The organism is Methylobacterium sp. A54F, assembly GCF_053346035.1.
Map to the genome: position 1 here is coordinate 46,830 of NZ_JBKFBF010000017.1, position 15,879 is coordinate 62,708.

General features: G+C 73.2%; 14 protein-coding genes. 10 read left to right on the top strand and 4 right to left on the bottom strand.

Features of this window, described 5'->3' with window-relative positions:
- Positions 1 to 70 precede the first annotated feature (70 nt).
- From ubiE to ACLBXP_RS22455, 4 genes are all read left to right on the top strand, one after another.
- Positions 71 to 856: a bifunctional demethylmenaquinone methyltransferase/2-methoxy-6-polyprenyl-1,4-benzoquinol methylase UbiE gene (gene ubiE, locus ACLBXP_RS22440; protein ID WP_447670043.1), complete on the top strand. Its 786-nt coding sequence runs from the start codon at positions 71 to 73 to the stop codon at positions 854 to 856.
- Between the two features lie 3 nt (positions 857 to 859).
- On the top strand, positions 860 to 2,416 hold the full coding sequence (ubiB, locus tag ACLBXP_RS22445; RefSeq protein WP_447670044.1) for a 2-polyprenylphenol 6-hydroxylase: 1,557 nt from the start codon (positions 860 to 862) through the stop codon (positions 2,414 to 2,416).
- 9 nt (positions 2,417 to 2,425) lie between these two features.
- Entirely contained in the window at positions 2,426 to 3,679 is a 1,254-nt protein-coding gene (gene coaBC / locus ACLBXP_RS22450) for a bifunctional phosphopantothenoylcysteine decarboxylase/phosphopantothenate--cysteine ligase CoaBC (RefSeq protein ID WP_447670045.1), read from the top strand.
- A gap of 70 nt (positions 3,680 to 3,749) precedes the next feature.
- Positions 3,750 to 6,503 (top strand): PAS domain-containing protein, encoded by a 2,754-nt coding sequence (locus ACLBXP_RS22455; RefSeq protein ID WP_447670046.1) that lies wholly within the window; start codon positions 3,750 to 3,752, stop codon positions 6,501 to 6,503.
- Positions 6,504 to 6,520: 17 nt separating this feature from the next.
- Here the strand turns inward: ACLBXP_RS22455 and ACLBXP_RS22460 are convergent, their stop codons facing one another.
- A complete protein-coding gene (locus ACLBXP_RS22460) occupies positions 6,521 to 7,420 on the bottom strand; it encodes a LysR family transcriptional regulator (RefSeq protein ID WP_447670047.1) in 900 nt (299 codons plus the stop codon).
- A 97-nt stretch (positions 7,421 to 7,517) separates the two neighbouring features.
- Between ACLBXP_RS22460 and ACLBXP_RS22465 the strand changes: the two genes are divergently transcribed.
- Both ACLBXP_RS22465 and ACLBXP_RS22470 read left to right on the top strand, forming a co-directional pair.
- Positions 7,518 to 8,153 carry a glutathione S-transferase family protein gene (locus ACLBXP_RS22465; protein WP_447670048.1) on the top strand — a complete coding sequence of 212 codons (636 nt, stop codon included), beginning with the start codon at positions 7,518 to 7,520 and terminating at the stop codon, positions 8,151 to 8,153.
- Positions 8,154 to 8,160: 7 nt separating this feature from the next.
- Positions 8,161 to 9,087, top strand: coding sequence for a pyridoxamine 5'-phosphate oxidase family protein (locus tag ACLBXP_RS22470; protein WP_447670049.1), 927 nt, complete (start codon positions 8,161 to 8,163; stop codon positions 9,085 to 9,087).
- 8 nt (positions 9,088 to 9,095) lie between these two features.
- Here ACLBXP_RS22470 and speB read toward each other — a convergent pair whose 3' ends face one another.
- Positions 9,096 to 10,100, bottom strand: a complete 1,005-nt coding sequence (gene speB, locus ACLBXP_RS22475; RefSeq protein WP_447670050.1) for an agmatinase — start codon at positions 10,098 to 10,100, stop codon at positions 9,096 to 9,098.
- A gap of 247 nt (positions 10,101 to 10,347) precedes the next feature.
- Here speB and rpsT point away from each other — a divergent pair, with 247 nt between their 5' ends.
- The 4 genes from rpsT (at position 10,348) to recF (ending at position 15,125) form a co-directional block, all read left to right on the top strand.
- A complete protein-coding gene (rpsT, locus tag ACLBXP_RS22480; RefSeq protein ID WP_447670051.1) occupies positions 10,348 to 10,626 on the top strand; it encodes a 30S ribosomal protein S20 in 279 nt (92 codons plus the stop codon).
- A gap of 497 nt (positions 10,627 to 11,123) precedes the next feature.
- Entirely contained in the window at positions 11,124 to 12,617 is a 1,494-nt protein-coding gene (gene dnaA / locus ACLBXP_RS22485; protein WP_447670052.1) for a chromosomal replication initiator protein DnaA, read from the top strand.
- Between the two features lie 194 nt (positions 12,618 to 12,811).
- Complete coding sequence (gene dnaN, locus ACLBXP_RS22490; protein WP_447670053.1) at positions 12,812 to 13,933, top strand: DNA polymerase III subunit beta; 1,122 nt, start codon at positions 12,812 to 12,814, stop codon at positions 13,931 to 13,933.
- A gap of 13 nt (positions 13,934 to 13,946) precedes the next feature.
- On the top strand, positions 13,947 to 15,125 hold the full coding sequence (gene recF, locus ACLBXP_RS22495; protein ID WP_447670054.1) for a DNA replication/repair protein RecF: 1,179 nt from the start codon (positions 13,947 to 13,949) through the stop codon (positions 15,123 to 15,125).
- Positions 15,126 to 15,141: 16 nt separating this feature from the next.
- On the opposite strand, the gene ACLBXP_RS22500 is transcribed toward recF, so the two are convergent.
- Positions 15,142 to 15,537, bottom strand: coding sequence for a type II toxin-antitoxin system VapC family toxin (locus ACLBXP_RS22500; RefSeq protein WP_447670055.1), 396 nt, complete (start codon positions 15,535 to 15,537; stop codon positions 15,142 to 15,144).
- Positions 15,537 to 15,776, bottom strand: coding sequence for a type II toxin-antitoxin system VapB family antitoxin (locus ACLBXP_RS22505; RefSeq protein ID WP_447670056.1), 240 nt, complete (start codon positions 15,774 to 15,776; stop codon positions 15,537 to 15,539). Before ACLBXP_RS22505 ends, ACLBXP_RS22500 begins: the two co-directional genes overlap by 1 nt.
- Positions 15,777 to 15,879 lie beyond the last annotated feature (103 nt).

A 15,879-nucleotide genomic window follows, 5' to 3' on the forward strand; every position in this document is an offset into this window, starting at 1 on the left:
GGGGCTGCCGATGGCGGTTCGCGCCGGCCTCCTTTAAGAGCCCAGGTCAGAGCCCAAGGCGGGGCAACGGATGGACGGCATGGGCGCGCCTTCGAACGACGGGACCACGGATTTCGGCTTCGAGCGCGTGGCGCTCGCCGAGAAGCAGGGCCGCGTCGACGACGTCTTCCGGTCCGTCGCCCGCCGCTACGACCTCATGAACGACCTGATGTCGGCGGGGCTCCACAGGGCCTGGAAGGCACAGGTCGTCTCGATGCTGCGCCCCTCCCGCAGCCGGCCCTTCCACCACCTCGACGTGGCCGGCGGCACCGGGGACGTCGCCTTCCGGATCCTCGACGCCGCCGGGCCCGACGCGCATCCGGACACCCGCGTCACCGTCCTCGACATCAACGAGAGCATGCTGCGGGTCGGCGCCGAGCGGGCGGCCGGGCGCTACGACGGGCGGATCGACTTCGTCACCGGCAACGCCGAGAGCCTGCCGCTGCCGCCCGCCTCCTTCGACGCCTACACGATCGCCTTCGGCATCCGGAACGTGCCCCGCATCGACCGCGCGCTGGCCGAGGCCCGCCGGGTGCTGCGCCCCGGCGGCCGCTTCCTCTGCCTCGAATTCTCGAAGGTCGACCTGCCGGTGCTCGACCGGATCTACGACGCCTACTCGTTCCACGTGATCCCGCGGATCGGCGCCCGGGTGGCGGGCGACGCGGAATCCTACCGCTACCTCGTCGAGTCGATCCGCAAATTCCCCTCGCCCGGCAGCTTCGCGGGGATGATCGAGGCGGCGGGCTTCCGCCACGTCACCCACCGTCTCCTGTCCGGCGGGATCGTCGCGGTCCATTCCGGCTGGAAGGTCTCGTAGGGGGTGCTCGGCGCGGTCTTCCATCTCGCCCGCGGGGCCCATGTGGGCTTCGTCCTCGCCCGCGAGGGCGGGCTGTCCTTCATGGACCCCTCGCAGCTGCCGCCGCACCTGCGCCTCGCCCTGAAGCTGGGGCGGATGCTGGAGCGGCCGGGCCTCGGCGACGGGGCGGCCCGGCTCTCCGCGGCGCTGACGCGGCTCGGGCCCTCCTACGTCAAGTTCGGCCAGTTCCTGGCGACGCGCCCCGACATCGTCGGCATGCGGGCGGCCCGCGACCTGGAGCGCCTGCAGGACCGGGTGCCCCCCTTCCCGCAGGGCCAGGCCATCCGGGTGGTGGAGGCGGCCTTCGACAAGCCGATCCGCGAACTGTTCGCGAGCTTCAGCGAGCCGATCGCCGCGGCCTCGATCGCGCAGGTCCACAAGGCCACCGTGCTGGACGCGGACGGCACGCAGCGGACGCTCGCCGTCAAGATCATGCGTCCCGGGGTGCGCGAGCGCTTCCAGCGCGACCTGCAGGCGATGCGCTTCATGGCCCGCGTCGTCCACGCGCTCTCGCCCCAGGCCGAGCGCCTACGCCCCCGGGAGGTGGTCGAGATCCTCGCCCGCTCGGTGACCATGGAGATGGACTTCCGGCTCGAGGCCGCCGCCGCGTCCGAACTCGCCCAGAACACCCGCGACGACCACGGCTTCCGGGTGCCCAAGCCCGAATGGGAGCTCACCGCCCGGGACGTGCTGTCGAGCGAGTGGATCGACGGCATCCGCCTCAGCGACCAGGCCGCCATCGCGGCGGCCGGGCACGACCCCCGCGCGGTCGGGCGCGAGGTCATCCAGTCGTTCCTGCGCCAGGCGATCCGCGACGGGTTCTTCCACGCCGACATGCACCAGGGCAACCTGTTCGTGGACGCGGAAGGCCGCCTCGTCGCGGTGGATTTTGGCATCATGGGCCGGCTCGGTGTGCTGGAGCGGCGCTTCCTCGCCGAGATCCTGCTCGGCTTCATCCTGCGCGACTACCGGCGGGTGGCGCAGGTCCACTTCGAGGCCGGCTACGTGCCGCGCCACCACTCCGTCGACGACTTCGCCCAGGCGATCCGCGCGATCGGCGAGCCGATCCACCAGCGCCGCGCCGACGAGATCTCGATGGCGAAGGTGCTCACCCTGCTGTTCGACGTGACGGCGCTGTTCGACATGAGCACGCGCACCGAGCTGGTGATGCTGCAGAAGACCATGGTGGTGGTGGAAGGCGTCGCCCGCTCGCTGGATCCCCAGCTCGACATGTGGACCGGCGCCGAGCCGGTGGTGCGGACCTGGATCGCCCGCAACCTCGGGCCGATCGGCCGCGTCGAGCAGGCGGGCCGGGCGGCGCTGACCATCGCCGAGGTGGTGGCCGACGTGCCCGACCTCGCTCAGCGCCTGAAGCGGATCCTGGTGCGCCTCGACGAATCCGGCAGCGGCGACGCCCACCGCCTGGAACGGGCCGCCCGCAACGAACGCCGCCGGGCGATCTGGTCGACGGCGGCCCTGTGGGCCATCGCCATCGGTGCGCTCGTGATGGCGTTCCGGTAGGATCCTGCCATGGACCGCCCGCTCGCCGACCGCCGCATCCTCCTCGTCATCGGCGGGGGCATCGCGGCCTACAAGTCCCTGGACCTGATCCGCCGGCTGCGGGAGCGCGGGGCCCGGGTTCGCCCCGTCCTGACGCAAGGGGCGCAGGAATTCGTGACGCCGCTCGCCGCCGCCTCGCTCGCCGGGGAGCGGGCCCACACGGACCTGTTCGACCGGGCGGATGAGGCCGATATCGGCCACATCAAGCTCGCCCGCGACGCCGACGCGGTGGTGGTGGCGCCTGCCACCGCCAACCTGATGGCGCGCCTCGCCGGTGGACACGCCCCCGACCTCGCCTCGACGGTGCTTCTCGCCACCACGCTGCCGATCCTGATCGCGCCGGCCATGAACGTGCGGATGTGGCTGCACCCGGCGACGCAGCGCAACCTCGCGACCCTGCGGGGCGACGGCGTGCGCGTCGTCGGCCCGAACGAGGGCGCCATGGCGGAGGCGGAGACCGGGCCGGGACGCATGGCCGAGCCCGCCGAGATCGCGGACGCCGTCGCGGCGCTCCTCGCGGAGGACGGGGCCGGCGGCATCGGCTTCCTGGCGGGGCGGACCAAGCGGGGGGCTCTGGCGGGGCGCCACGTCCTCGTCACCTCCGGGCCGACGCACGAGCCGATCGATCCCGTGCGCTACCTCGCCAACCGCTCCTCCGGCCGGCAGGGGCACGCCATCGCGGCGGCGGCGGCCGAGGCCGGCGCCCGCGTCACCCTCGTGTCGGGCCCGGTCGCGATCCCCGATCCCGCCGGCGTCACGGTGGTGCGGGTCGAGACCGCGCGGGAGATGCTGGTGGCGGTGGAGGCGGCGCTGCCGGCCGAGATCGCGGTGTTCGCCGCCGCCGTCGCGGACTGGCGCCCGGCGGCGGCCGGCGCCGGCAAGATCAAGAAGGACGGCCTCGCCCCGGCGCCGCTGGCGCTCGCCGAGAACCCCGACATCCTGGCCACCGTCGCGCACCGCACCGAGGGGCGGCCGCCCCTCGTCGTCGGCTTCGCGGCCGAGACCGACGCGGTGCTGGAGCACGCCCGGGCCAAGATCGCCCGCAAGGGCTGCGACCTCCTCGTCGCCAACGACGTCTCGGCGGCGGGCGGCGTGATGGGGGGTGCGCGCAATACCGTCCACCTCCTCACCCGCGACGGCGCGGTCGAGACCTGGCCGACCCTCGACAAGGACGAGGTGGCCCGTCGCCTCATCGAGCGGTTCGGGGGCATGCTGCCCCGCTGAGGGGCCTTCGCCCGGGGGCGGGGCCTGCAAGTTCTCGCGCCCGGCGCGATCGTGGTTTAGTCGGGGGGCCATGCACGCCGCGCCTGCCACGGACCCCGCAACCCTGTCCCGCGAAGACCTCGAAGCCGAGGTGCGCCACCTGCGCGCCCAGTCGGCCTCCCTCGCGCAGATGTTCGACCAGGCGCCGGGCTTCATCGCCCTCCTGAGCGGGCGCGAGCACCGCTTCTCGCTGACGAATGCCGCCTACCAGCGGCTCATCGGCCACCGCGACGTGATCGGCAGCCCCGTGGCGGAGGCCCTGCCGGATGCGGCGGCCCAGGGCTACGTCGACCTGCTCGACGAGGTCTACCGCACCGGCCGGCCCCATGCGGCGACGGGCGCGCGCTACAACGTGCAGCCGGTGCCCGACGGCCCGATCGACGAGCGCTACGTCGACTTCGTGTTCCAGCCGATCGCGGACGCGCGCGGCTCGGTCGGCGGCATCTTCGTCGAGGGCCACGACGTCACCGAGCGCACCCACGCCGAGGTCGCCCTGCGGGAGAACGAAGCGCGCTACCGGACCCTGTTCGAGAGCATCGAGGTGGGGTTCTGCATCATCGCGATGAAGTTCGAGGGCGAGCGCGCCGTCGACTACCGCATCGTCGAGGCCAACCCCGCCTTCGTGCGGCAGACCGGCGCCGACGTCGCCGGCAAGTGGGTGAGCGAGTTCGCGCCGAACCTCGAGCAGCACTGGTTCGACGTCTACGGCCGCGTCGCGCTGACGGGCGAGCCCGCGCACCTCGAGCACTACGCCGAGGTGTTCGGGCGCTGGTTCGACGTGCGGGCGCTGCGGACCGGCGACCCGGCGGCGCACCGCGTCGCCATCTTCTTCTCGGACATCACCGAGCGCCGCCGCGTCGAGCAGCGGGCGGAGGCCGGCGAGCGCGAGCTGCGCCTCATCACGGACGCGCTCCCGGTCCTGATCTCCTTCATCGGCGAGGACCACGTCTACCGCTTCGCCAACAAGGCCTACGACGACTGGTTCTCGGTGCCCGCCGAGGCGGTGGTGGGGCAGGACGTCCGGGTCCTCCTCGGCCCGGAGGCCTACGCCGCCCGCAAGCCGTTCATGGACCGGGCGCTCGCGGGCGAGGCCGTGACCTTCGAGCTGCCCTGGCCGCACCGCGACGGGCGGCAGCGCATCGCCGAGATCCGCTACCTGCCCCGCCGGACCAATGCCGGCCGCGTCGACGGCTACCACGTCTTCGTGCAGGACGTGACCGCCCGCAAGCAGACGGAGGCCGACCTCGAGCGCCAGGTCGCCGCCCGGACCGCCGAGCGCGACCAGGTCTGGCAGGCCTCCTCGGACCTCCTCTGCGTCGCGAACTTCGACGGCTACTTCATCAGCCTCAACCCGGCCTGGCCGGCGACGCTCGGCTGGTCCGAGGCCGAGATGCGGGCGCGGCCCTTCCTGGATTTCGTGCATCCGGAGGACGTGGCGGCGACCCTCGCGGCGGCGAGCGGCCTCGCCCGCGGCGAGGCGCAGCTCACCTTCGAGAACCGCTACCGCCACAGGGACGGCGGCTACGTCTGGCTGTCCTGGAACGCGGTCCCGCGCGACGGCCTGATCTACGCCTCCGTGCGCGACGTGACCGAGGTGAAGGCCCAGGCCGAGGCGCTGGCCAAGACCGAGGAAGCCCTGCGCCAGTCCCAGAAGATGGAGGCGGTCGGCCAGCTCACGGGGGGGCTCGCGCACGACTTCAACAACCTGCTCGCGGGCATCTCCGGCTCGCTCGAACTGATGCAGACCCGGATGCTGCAGGGGCGGCTCGGGGACATCGACCGCTACATGACGGTGGCGCAGGGCGCGGCCAAGCGCGCGGCCGCGCTCACCCACCGCCTCCTGGCCTTCTCGCGCCGCCAGACCCTCGACCCGAAGCCCACGAACGTGAACCGGCTCGTGGCGGACATGGAGGAGCTCATCCGGCGCACGGTGGGCCCGGCGATCACCTTGGAGGTGGTGGGGCTCGCGGGCCTCTGGCCGGCCCTGATCGACCCGGGCCAGCTGGAGAACGCGCTCCTCAACCTCTGCATCAACGCCCGCGATGCCATGCCGGACGGCGGACGCATCACCATCGAGACCGCCAACAAGTGGATCGACGAGGCCGGCGCCCGCCAGCACGACATGCCGCAGGGCCAGTACCTCAGCGTCTGCGTCACCGACACCGGCATCGGCATGAGCCCGGACCTCATGGACAAGGTGTTCGAGCCGTTCTTCACCACGAAGCCCCTCGGCGAGGGCACCGGGCTCGGGCTATCCATGGTCTACGGCTTCGCCCGCCAGTCCGGCGGGCAGGTGCGGATCTACTCGGAGGTCGGCGAGGGCACGACGGTCTGCCTCTACCTGCCGCGCCACTACGGCGAGGCCGACCCGGACGACGTGGCGCGCCGCCTCTCCGAGGTCGAGCGCGCCGGGCAGGGCGAGACGGTGCTCATCGTGGACGACGAGCCCTCGGTGCGCATGCTGGTGACCGAGGTGCTGGAAGACCTCGGCTACACGGCGATCGAGGCGGCCGACAGCGCGGCGGGCCTCAAGGTGCTGCAATCGGACGTGCGCATCGACCTCCTCGTCACCGATGTGGGCCTGCCCGGCGGCATGAACGGCCGCCAGATGGCCGATGCCGGCCGCGAGCGGCGGCCGGACCTGAAGGTCCTGTTCATCACCGGCTACGCCGAGAACGCGGTGCTGGGGAACGGCTACCTGCGGCCCGGGATGCAGGTCCTCACCAAGCCGTTCGTTCTCGAGACGCTGGCCTCGCGCATCAAGGAGCTGATCGCCGAGCCTTGAGGCCGCGCTCGCCCGCCTCAGGCCTCGCGGATCACCGGCAGCCGCCGCAGGGCCTCGGTGGCGTGGTCGAGGAAGGCCGTCGCCTTGGCGGGCCGGTGCGCGCCCCCGCCGGTGACGAGCTGCACGGGGATCGGCGGCGGCTCGTGGGCCTGCAGCAGGCGCACCAGCCGGCCCGCCGCGAGGTCCGCCGCGGCCTGGTAGGACAGCACCCGCGCGATGCCCCGCCCGGCCCGGGCGGCGATGAGCTGCGCCTCCACCTCGTTGACGAGGAGCCGTGGCGCGAGCCGCACCACGGAGCCCCGTCCCTCAGTCCCGAAGCGCCATTCCCGGGCGTCCGTGCGGGGGGCGCCGAAGATCGTCTCGTGCCCCGCGAGATCGGCCGGGCTCTCCGGGGCGCCGCGGCGTTCGAGATAGGCGGGGCTCGCCACGAGGAGGCGCCGCACCGTGCCGACCCGGCGGGCGACGAGGCTCGAATCGGACAGGTGGCCGATGCGCAGGGCGACGTCGAGGCCCTCCTCGATCAGGTCGAGGTTGCGGTCGGCGAGAACGAGCTCGACCTGCGCTTGCGGATGCGCGTCGAGGAAGCTCGCGACCACCGGCGCGACGTGGAGCCGCCCGAACTGGATCGGGGCGGTGACCCGCAGCAGGCCCCGGACCGGCGCGTCGGACAGGCCGGACACGGCGCCCGCGTAGTCCGCCAGCAGCGCGCGCGCCCGCTCCGCGAGGTCCCGCCCGGCCTGGGTCGGCGCGAGGCGGCGCGTGGTCCGCTCCACGAGGCGCGTGCCGACCCGGTCCTCGAGGCTCGCGAGCGCCCGGGTGACGGCGGGGGCCGAGCGCCGCAGGCGCCGGGCTGCCGCCGCGAGGCTGCCCTGGTCGACGATCGCCACGAAGATCGCCAGTTCGTCGAGCCGGTCCATCCGATCATTCCGGAAACCGAAAGGCTGTCGTTCGATCCTGGCGGATTTTGCGCGCGCCGGGCAAGAATATCTTGGGCGTCTTCCACGGGAGACCCCCATGACCGACCTCGCCACCGAACCCGCCCTCACCCTCTACGGCCTGCGGCTGTCCGGCCACTCGCACCGCGCGGAGCTGTTCCTGTCGCTCCTCGGCCTGCCCTTCCGCTTCGTCGAGAGCGCGGGCCCCGCCCGCGGGTCCGAGGCGTTCCGCCGGCTGAACCCCCTCGGACAGATCCCGGTGCTGCAGGACGGCGACGTGGTCGTGCCGGACAGCAACGCCATCCTGGTCTACCTCGCCCGGCGCTACGCGCCCGGCAGCGACTGGCTGCCCGAGGCGCCCGAGGCGGCGGCGCAGGTCCAGCGCTGGCTCTCGCTCGCGGCCGGCGAGGTGCGCTACGGCCCGGCGCTGGCCCGCCTGATGGTGGTGTTCGGCGCGAAGGCCGAGCGCGGCGCCGTCGAGGCGACCGCCGCGCGCATCCTTGGCTTCATGGATGCGCACCTGAAGGGCCGCGCCTACCTCGCGGCAGCCCATCCGACCATCGCCGACATCGCCTGTTACAGCTACGTGGCGCACGCGCCGGAGGGCGGGGTCCCGCTCGCGCCCTATCCGGCCATCCGGGCCTGGATCGCCCGCATCGAGGCCCTGCCGGGCTTCGTGCCGATGCCGGCCTCCCCCCACCCCGACGCCGCGTGAGGCCGCCATGGACGAGCCCTCCTTCCACGCCGACGAGGTCGCCGCCCAGGCGCTGGGCGACGGCGTGATCGGCGACACGCCCGCCATCCGCACCGCGATGCCCGAGCAGCACCGGACCTTCTTCGCGGGCCTGCCCTACCTCTTCGCCGGCGCGGTCGACGCGGACGGGGCCCCCACCGCGACGCTGCTCGCGGGCGCCCCTGGCTTCATCGCCGCCCCCGACGCCCATACGCTGCGGGTCTCGGCCCTGCCGGCCGCCGACAACCCGGCGGCGCCGGCCTTCGCGGTGGGCGCCGAGATCGGGTTCCTCGGGCTCGACCTCGCCACCCGCCGGCGCAACCGCGCCAACGGCCGGATCGCGGCGCGCGACGCCGGCGGCTTCACGGTCGCGGTCCGCCAGAGCTTCGGCAACTGCCCCAAGTACATCCAGCGCCGGTCCGTCGAGCCTCTGGCGCGCGCGGCCCGTCCGACGGAGCCGCTCGCCGCCCTCGACGACGCCGCGCGGGCGCTGATCGGGGGCGCCGACACCCTCTTCGTGGCGAGCCGCGCGCGGGAGGGCGTGGGGCCGGGTGGCGGCGCCGACATCTCGCATCGGGGCGGCCGGCCCGGCTTCGTGCGGATCGACGGCGACGTGCTGACGATCCCCGACTTCAGCGGCAACCGCTACTTCAACACCCTCGGCAACCTCCTGGGCGAGCCGCGCGCCGCGCTGCTCGTCCCGGACTTCGAGACCGGCGACCTCCTTGTCCTCCAGGGCGAGGCGATGATCGACTGGAGCGGCGCCGAGGCGGCGGGCTTCGCGGGCGCCCGCCGCTCGTGGCGGTTCCGGGTCCGCCGGGGCTGGCGGCGGCGGGGCGCGATGCCCTTCCGCTGGCGCTTCCTCGACGCCTCGCCCTTCCTCGCAGGCACGGGCGACTGGGGCGCGGCCGCCTGAGCGGCGCCTCAGGCGGCCCCGCGCCGGCGGGCCACAGCGTCGGCGAGGAGGCACAGGATCTCGAACAGCAGCGTGCCGCCCGCGAGCGCCGTGATGCCGCCCGCGTCGAGGGGCGGCGCCACCTCGACGAGGTCCGCCCCCACGAGGTCGAGGCCGCGCAGGGCCCGCACGAGGTAGAGCGCCTCGCGTGTTGTGAGGCCGCCGATCTCCGGGGTGCCGGTCCCGGGCGCGTAGGCGGGGTCGAGGGCATCGATGTCGAAGCTGAGGTAAGCGGGCCCCTCCCCCACGATCGCCCGCGCCTCCGCGACGATCTCGGGCAGGCCGCGGGCCGCCGTCTCCTCCATGGTGAGGATGCGGACGCCCTGCGCGCAGGCCCAGTCCCGCTCGTCGGCCGAATCCATGCTGCCGCGGATGCCGATCTGCACGGTGCGGCGCGGATCCAGCACCCCGTCCTCGATCGCCCGGCGGAAGGGCGTGCCGTGGGTCAGGCGGGTGCCGTCGTACTGCGCGTCGTCCGTGTCGCTGTGGGCGTCGATGTGGACGAGGCCGAGCGGCCGGCCCGCCCCCAGCGCCCGCAGCACGGGGTAGCTGACGAGATGGTCCCCGCCGACCGAGAGCGGCACGATGCCGGCCGTGCGAAGCCCTGCGTGGAACCCCTCGATCCGCCGGCAGGTCTCGGCGGCGTCGATCGGGTTCACGGGCACGTCCCCGAGGTCGGCGCAGGCCGCGAGGTCGTAGGGCGCGATGCCGGTGGCGTGGTTGACCATGCGGGTGCCCGTCGAGGCCTCGCGCACCGCCCGCGGCCCCAGCCGCGCCCCGGGCCGGTTCGTGGTGGCGCCGTCGAAGGGGATCCCGACGAGGCCGATCTCCACCGCGCCCGCGGCCGCGGCGAGGTCGAGCACGGGCAGGCGCATGAAGCTCGCGACGCCCGAGAACCGCGGCGTCTCCATCCCCGGGGCCGGCCGGTGGCGGGCCCGCCGGTCCGCCTCGCTTCCGTCGCTCCCGCCCGTCATCGCCATCTCCCAGCCCGGAGCCGGATCTTTCCGGCGCCTCGCCCGTCCGATCAAGCGGCTTGCCCGATCGGGCCGCTCGGGGAGCGTCCGCGTTGACGACTCGGGGGCACCTCGCTATAGAGCCCGCTCCGCCGAGGGCGCGCTCCGCGCGTGCCCCTGGCCTCGCATTGCCCGATAACCTGCACGCGTTGACCGACATCCCGTCCGAGGGAGAGCATCGGCATCGCCCGACGAGACGAGGATGCCCATGGCCAACACCGTGTCGGCCAAGAAGATGACCCGCAAGATCGCCAAGCGCACGGCGATCAACCGCTCGCGCCGCTCCCGCATGCGCACCTTCGTCCGCAAGGTCGAGGAGGCCATCGCCACCGGCAATTCCGAGACGGCGCTCACCGCGCTCCGCGCCGCCGAGCCGGAGATCATGCGGGCCGCTCAGCACGGCATCGTGCACAAGAACAACGCCTCGCGGAAGGTGTCCCGCCTCGCCGCCCGCGTGAAGGCCATCGGCGCGGCCGCTGCCGCCTGATCCCACGCTCCTACGTCGTTTCGGAAAAAGCCCGGCCCCCGCGCCGGGCTTTTTCGCGTTCGGGGCCCATCGCCCGCGGCGGCCGTGCCCGCTACCCACACGTCTCCACACTTCGTTAAGGCTGCGGAGAGCTTGCCCGCGTTGCCGATTCGCACGGCCGTGTGTAGCTTAACAAAACCTCACCGGAATTCAGTCAATCGACAGACGGCTGCGGCGCGTCGCGAATCGCCTGCAAGTTCAGGCCCGTGGCTCGACTCGCTTTGTCGTTCCCGGCGCGCCGTGGGACCGATCCTGGCCTTTCCCCGCAAGTCCCACTGTTAGGAGAACCGTAGCGAATTGTTGATAGCCTCGCTCGATCCCAAAAAGCCGGGTTCGAGTGGGTTGACTCTCCCGGTGATGTCGGTCTCGCAGGGTGTTCGGGCGGGGCCGCGAGGTAGTTAGCGTTTGCGTACGCGCCGATCCGACGGTCCGCCGTCCTCGACGCGAGGAGAGCCAGTATGCGTGTCGACGGCAGCGTTGCGGACGGCGATGGTGGGCGGAACGGTTCCGGGGGCTCGGACCCGGCGGCCGCCTGGGCCCGGGTCAAGCGGCGCCTGCGCGCCGAGCTCGGCGAGGACGTGTTCGCGAGCTGGTTCGCCCGCCTGGAGCTCGAGGAGGTGAGCGCCGGCACCGCCCGGCTCACCGTGCCGACCCGCTTCCTCAAGAGCTGGATCGAGTCGCACTACCTCGACCGGGTGCTCAACACCTTCCGGAGCGAGGTCGAGACCATCGCCCGCATCGAGGTGGGCGTGCGCGGGCCCTCCGCCCCGCCGCGGCCCGCGGTGGCGGGCGCCCCGAAGCCCAACCCGACGAGCGCCCCCCTCGCCCGCATCCACGCCGCGAGCGCGCAGGTTCCGACGCCCGTGCCGATGGGGGATGCGGACGCCGCCCGGTCCGAGATCGGCGGGGAGCTCGGCGGCGCGCCGCTCGACGTCCGGCTGACCTTCGCGAGCTTCGTGGTCGGACGCTCGAACGCCCTGGCGCACGCGGCGGCCGAGCGCGTCTCCCGGCACGAGGGCGAGGGCGCCCTCTACAACCCGCTCTACCTCCATGCCGGCGTCGGCCTCGGTAAGACCCACCTCCTGCACGGCATCGGCCACGCGGCCCGCGAGGCCGGCCGCCGGGTGATCTACCTCACCGCCGACCGCTTCATGTACGGCTTCGTCAACGCACTGAAGACCCAGAACGCGCTGGCCTTCAAGGAGCGCCTGCGGGCGATCGACCTGCTGATCCTCGACGACGTGCAGTTCATCCAGGGCAAGTCGATCCAGGCCGAGTTCGGCCACACCATCAACGCCCTGATCGACGCGGGCCGCCAGGTCGTCGTCGCCTCCGACCGGCCGCCGACCGAGCTCGAAGCGCTGGAGGAGCGCGTGCGCTCGCGCCTCGCCGGCGGCCTCGTGGTCGAGATCGGCAGCCTCGACGAGCAGCTGCGCACCTCGATCCTATCCGCGCGCCTGGCCGCCGTGCGGGCCTCGCACCCGAACTTCGACGTCTCGCCGAGCGTCGCCGCCTACGTCGCCAAGGCGATCACCGCGAACGGCCGCGACCTCGAAGGCGCCGTGAACCGGCTCCTCGCCCACGCCACCCTCACGGGCACCGCCGTGACGATGGAGACCGCCGAGACCGCGATCCGCGACCTCGTGAAGAACCGCGAGCCGAAGCGCATCAAGATCGAGGACATCCAGAAGCTGGTGGCCTCCCGCTACAACGTCTCGCGCTCGGACATCCTCTCGGAGCGGCGCACGGCCGCGGTCGTGAAGCCGCGCCAGATCGCCATGTACCTCTCGAAGGTGCTGACGCTGCGCTCCCTGCCCGAGATCGGCCGCCGCTTCGGCGGGCGCGACCACACCACGGTGCTGCACGCGGTGCGCAAGATCGAGAAGCTGATCGGCGAGGACGCGGTGCTGGGCGACGAGGTCGAGCTCCTGAAGCGGATGCTGCAGGACTAGGACCCCGGCCTCGGCCGTTCAGGACAGGGGACGGGCCCGCCCGTCCCCCGCCGGTTCCACCATCGGTCCCACCGCCTCTTGCCCGCCCTTGCGTTCGCGCCGGCCCTTCGCCAAGCTGGCCGGCCAGGATAGCGAGCAGGCCCCGAGGCTGCCGGCCGCGGCAGCCTCCCCTTCCGAGACCAGAGTTCATTGCGATGAGAGTCACTGTCGAGCGCGCGGCCCTCCTTCGGTCGCTCGGCCACGTGCACCGCGTCGTCGAGCGGCGCAACACGATCCCGATCCTCTCGAACGTGCTCCTGCGCGCCGCCGAGGGCGGCCTCCAGCTCAAGGCGACCGACCTCGACATCGAGGTGACCGAGACGATCCCGGCCGACGTGGTGGACGGCGGCGCCACCACCGTGCCCGCCCACGTGATCTACGACATCGTGCGCAAGCTCCCCGACGGCGCCCAGGTCTCGCTGGAGACGGGCGGCGATGCCGGCCAGATGACGATCCGCTCGGGCCGCTCGCGCTTCTCCCTCGGGGCGCTGCCCGAGGGCGACTTCCCCGACCTCGCCGCGGGCGAGCTGCCCCACCGCTTCGCGCTCGCGGCGGCCGACCTCAAGCGCCTGATCGACAAGACGCAGTTCGCGATCTCGACGGAGGAGACGCGCTACTACCTGAACGGCATCTACCTGCACACGATCGAGGCCGAGGGCGGGCTGAAGATGCGGGCGGTGGCCACCGACGGGCACCGCCTCGCCCGCGTCGAGCTCGACGCGCCGGAGGGCAGCCGGGGGATGCCGGGGATCATCGTGCCCCGCAAGGCGGTGGCCGAGATCCAGAAGCTCGTGGACGACGGCGGCGAGAGCGTCGCGGTGGAGCTGTCGCCCGCCAAGATCCGCCTGCAGTTCGCGAGCGGCGTGACGCTGATCTCCAAGCTGATCGACGGCACCTTCCCGGACTACCAGCGCGTCATCCCCACCGGCAACGACAAGCGCCTGACGGTGGAGCGCGAGGCCTTCGCCAAGGCCGTGGACCGCGTCTCCACCATCTCCTCCGAGCGGGGCCGCGCCGTGAAGCTCGGGCTCTCCGAGGGGCGCCTCGCCCTCTCGGTGAACAACCCGGACTCGGGCAGCGCCACGGAGGAGCTCGACGTCGACTACGAGGCGGGGGGCCTCGATATCGGCTTCAACGCCCGCTACCTACTCGACATCACGAGCCAGCTCGAGGGCGACACCGCCCTGTTCCGCCTTGCCGACCCCGGCTCGCCGACGCTGATCCAGGATCGGGACGGGGCGCCCGCGCTCTACGTGCTGATGCCGATGCGGGTGTGAGGACGCCCCTGCGTTGAACAGCGCCGGGCCCTCGCCGGAGACACCCGATCCCGGCGGCCTCCGCGTCACCCGCCTGATCGCCCGCGACTTCCGCAACCACGCCGACCTCGACCTCGGGGTCGGGCGTCGCTTCGTGGCGCTGGTCGGCGAGAACGGGGCGGGCAAGACCAACCTCCTCGAGGCGATCTCCCTGTTCTCGCCGGGGCGCGGCCTGCGCCGCGCGGACCTCTCCGTGATGGCCCGCGAGGGCGGGGCGGGCGGCTTCGCGGTATCGGCGACGCTCGCGGGCGAGGCGGACGAGCACCGCCTCGGCACCGGCGCCGAGCCGCCGGGCTACGACGGGCGCGCGAGCCGGCTGTGCCGGATCGACGGCGCCACGGTCGGCTCGCCCGTGGCCTTCGCGGAGTTCCTGCGCGTCGTCTGGCTCACCCCCGACCTCGACGGCCTGTTCCGTGGCCCGGCCGGCGACCGCCGCCGCTTCCTCGACCGGCTGGTGCTGGCGGTGGACGCCACCCACGGCGCCCGCGTCGGCGCGATGGAGCGGGCCCTGCGCTCCCGCAACCGGCTCCTCGAGGACCGTGCGCCGGACGGCCAGTGGCTCGACGCGGTGGAGCGCGAGGTGGCCGAGCTCGGCGTCGCGGTGGCGCTCGCCCGCCGCGAGACCGTGGAGCGCCTCGACCGGCTGATCGCCGCGACGCGGGACGACGCGCAGCCCTTCCCGTGGGCCGGCGTGCGCCTGGAGGGCGACCTCGACGACCTCGTCGCCGTGTGGCCGGCCATCGAGGCCGAAGACCGCTTCCGCCTCGCCCTCGCGCAGGGGCGCCACCGCGACCGCGCGGCCGGGCGTACCCTGACGGGGCCGCAGACCACCGACCTCGTGGTCCGCCACGGGCCCAAGGACGTGCCGGCCGCCACCGCCTCGACGGGCGAGCAGAAGGCCCTGCTGATCGGCCTCGTCCTGGCGCACGCCCGCCTCGTCCAGGCGATGAGCGGCATCGCGCCGCTGATCCTCCTCGACGAGGTCGCGGCCCACCTCGACCCGCGCCGCCGCGCCGGCCTGTTCGACGCGCTGGAGGCCCTGCCGAGCCAGGTCTGGATGACCGGCGCCGACCCGGCGCTGTTCGCCGAGCTCGCCGGTCGGGCGGACGTGGTGCGGGTGGCGGAGGGGCGGATCGTGCCGAACGACGCGTGAGGGCCGCCCCTCGCGCCTACACGGACGCCAGATCGGTCATCGCGAAGTCGTTGCCGACGTAGAGCAGCGGCACGCCTCGGACACGCGCGCAGGCGTAGGCGAAGCAGTCGCCCAGGTTGAGCTGGGCGGGATGCCCCTGACCTTTGCCGTAGCGTGCGAACGCGGCGAGGGCCGCGACGCCCTCCGCCTCGCCGACGGGCGTCAGAGCGATTCGGCTTGTTCCCAGGAAGGCCCGGACGACGGCTTCGGCCTCGCTGAAATTGCCCGTCCTGCGCGAGACCGCGAGCACGGCCTCGTAGACGGCGATGGCCTTGGTGAAGGGGTTAGCGCAGAGGCGCAGCCTGTCCGCGAGCGCCTCGAAGCCCGCCTCGCGCATCAGGATGGCGACAATCGCGGATGCGTCGACGAACATCACTCGTCGTTCAGGCTGTCGTAGAAGGCCTTGTCGGCCGCGAGCCCGGTTTCCGGCGTGGCCGCCAAGCGTTCCTGAAGCGGCCGGATCTTCTCGAGGAACCCGGCCAGCGACGCTTCGCGCCGTTGCAACTCGTTGGCGAGCGCCATACGCACCGCCTCGGTCACGTCGACCTGCGCGGCCGAGGCGAGCCGTTCGGCGAGCCGGTCGATCTCCTCGCTCTCGATGTGCAGAGACATGGCTGCAAGCCTCGCGTCCAGGCGCTAGGGTAGGCGTCGCGCGGCGCCCGCGCAAGCCGCCGAGCCATTTAGTCCTAGCCCGAAAGCCCCAGGGCGTTCCTCA

Coding starts and splice junctions, on each gene's coding strand:
- ubiE (WP_447670043.1), top strand. CDS start 71: ATGGACGGCATGGGCGCGCCTTCGAACGACGGGACCACGGATTTCGGC.
- coaBC (WP_447670045.1), top strand. CDS start 2,426: ATGGACCGCCCGCTCGCCGACCGCCGCATCCTCCTCGTCATCGGCGGG.
- ACLBXP_RS22455 (WP_447670046.1), top strand. CDS start 3,750: ATGCACGCCGCGCCTGCCACGGACCCCGCAACCCTGTCCCGCGAAGAC.
- ACLBXP_RS22460 (WP_447670047.1), bottom strand. CDS start 7,420: ATGGACCGGCTCGACGAACTGGCGATCTTCGTGGCGATCGTCGACCAG.
- ACLBXP_RS22465 (WP_447670048.1), top strand. CDS start 7,518: ATGACCGACCTCGCCACCGAACCCGCCCTCACCCTCTACGGCCTGCGG.
- ACLBXP_RS22470 (WP_447670049.1), top strand. CDS start 8,161: ATGGACGAGCCCTCCTTCCACGCCGACGAGGTCGCCGCCCAGGCGCTG.
- speB (WP_447670050.1), bottom strand. CDS start 10,100: ATGACGGGCGGGAGCGACGGAAGCGAGGCGGACCGGCGGGCCCGCCAC.
- rpsT (WP_447670051.1), top strand. CDS start 10,348: ATGGCCAACACCGTGTCGGCCAAGAAGATGACCCGCAAGATCGCCAAG.
- dnaA (WP_447670052.1), top strand. CDS start 11,124: ATGCGTGTCGACGGCAGCGTTGCGGACGGCGATGGTGGGCGGAACGGT.
- dnaN (WP_447670053.1), top strand. CDS start 12,812: ATGAGAGTCACTGTCGAGCGCGCGGCCCTCCTTCGGTCGCTCGGCCAC.
- ACLBXP_RS22500 (WP_447670055.1), bottom strand. CDS start 15,537: ATGTTCGTCGACGCATCCGCGATTGTCGCCATCCTGATGCGCGAGGCG.
- ACLBXP_RS22505 (WP_447670056.1), bottom strand. CDS start 15,776: ATGTCTCTGCACATCGAGAGCGAGGAGATCGACCGGCTCGCCGAACGG.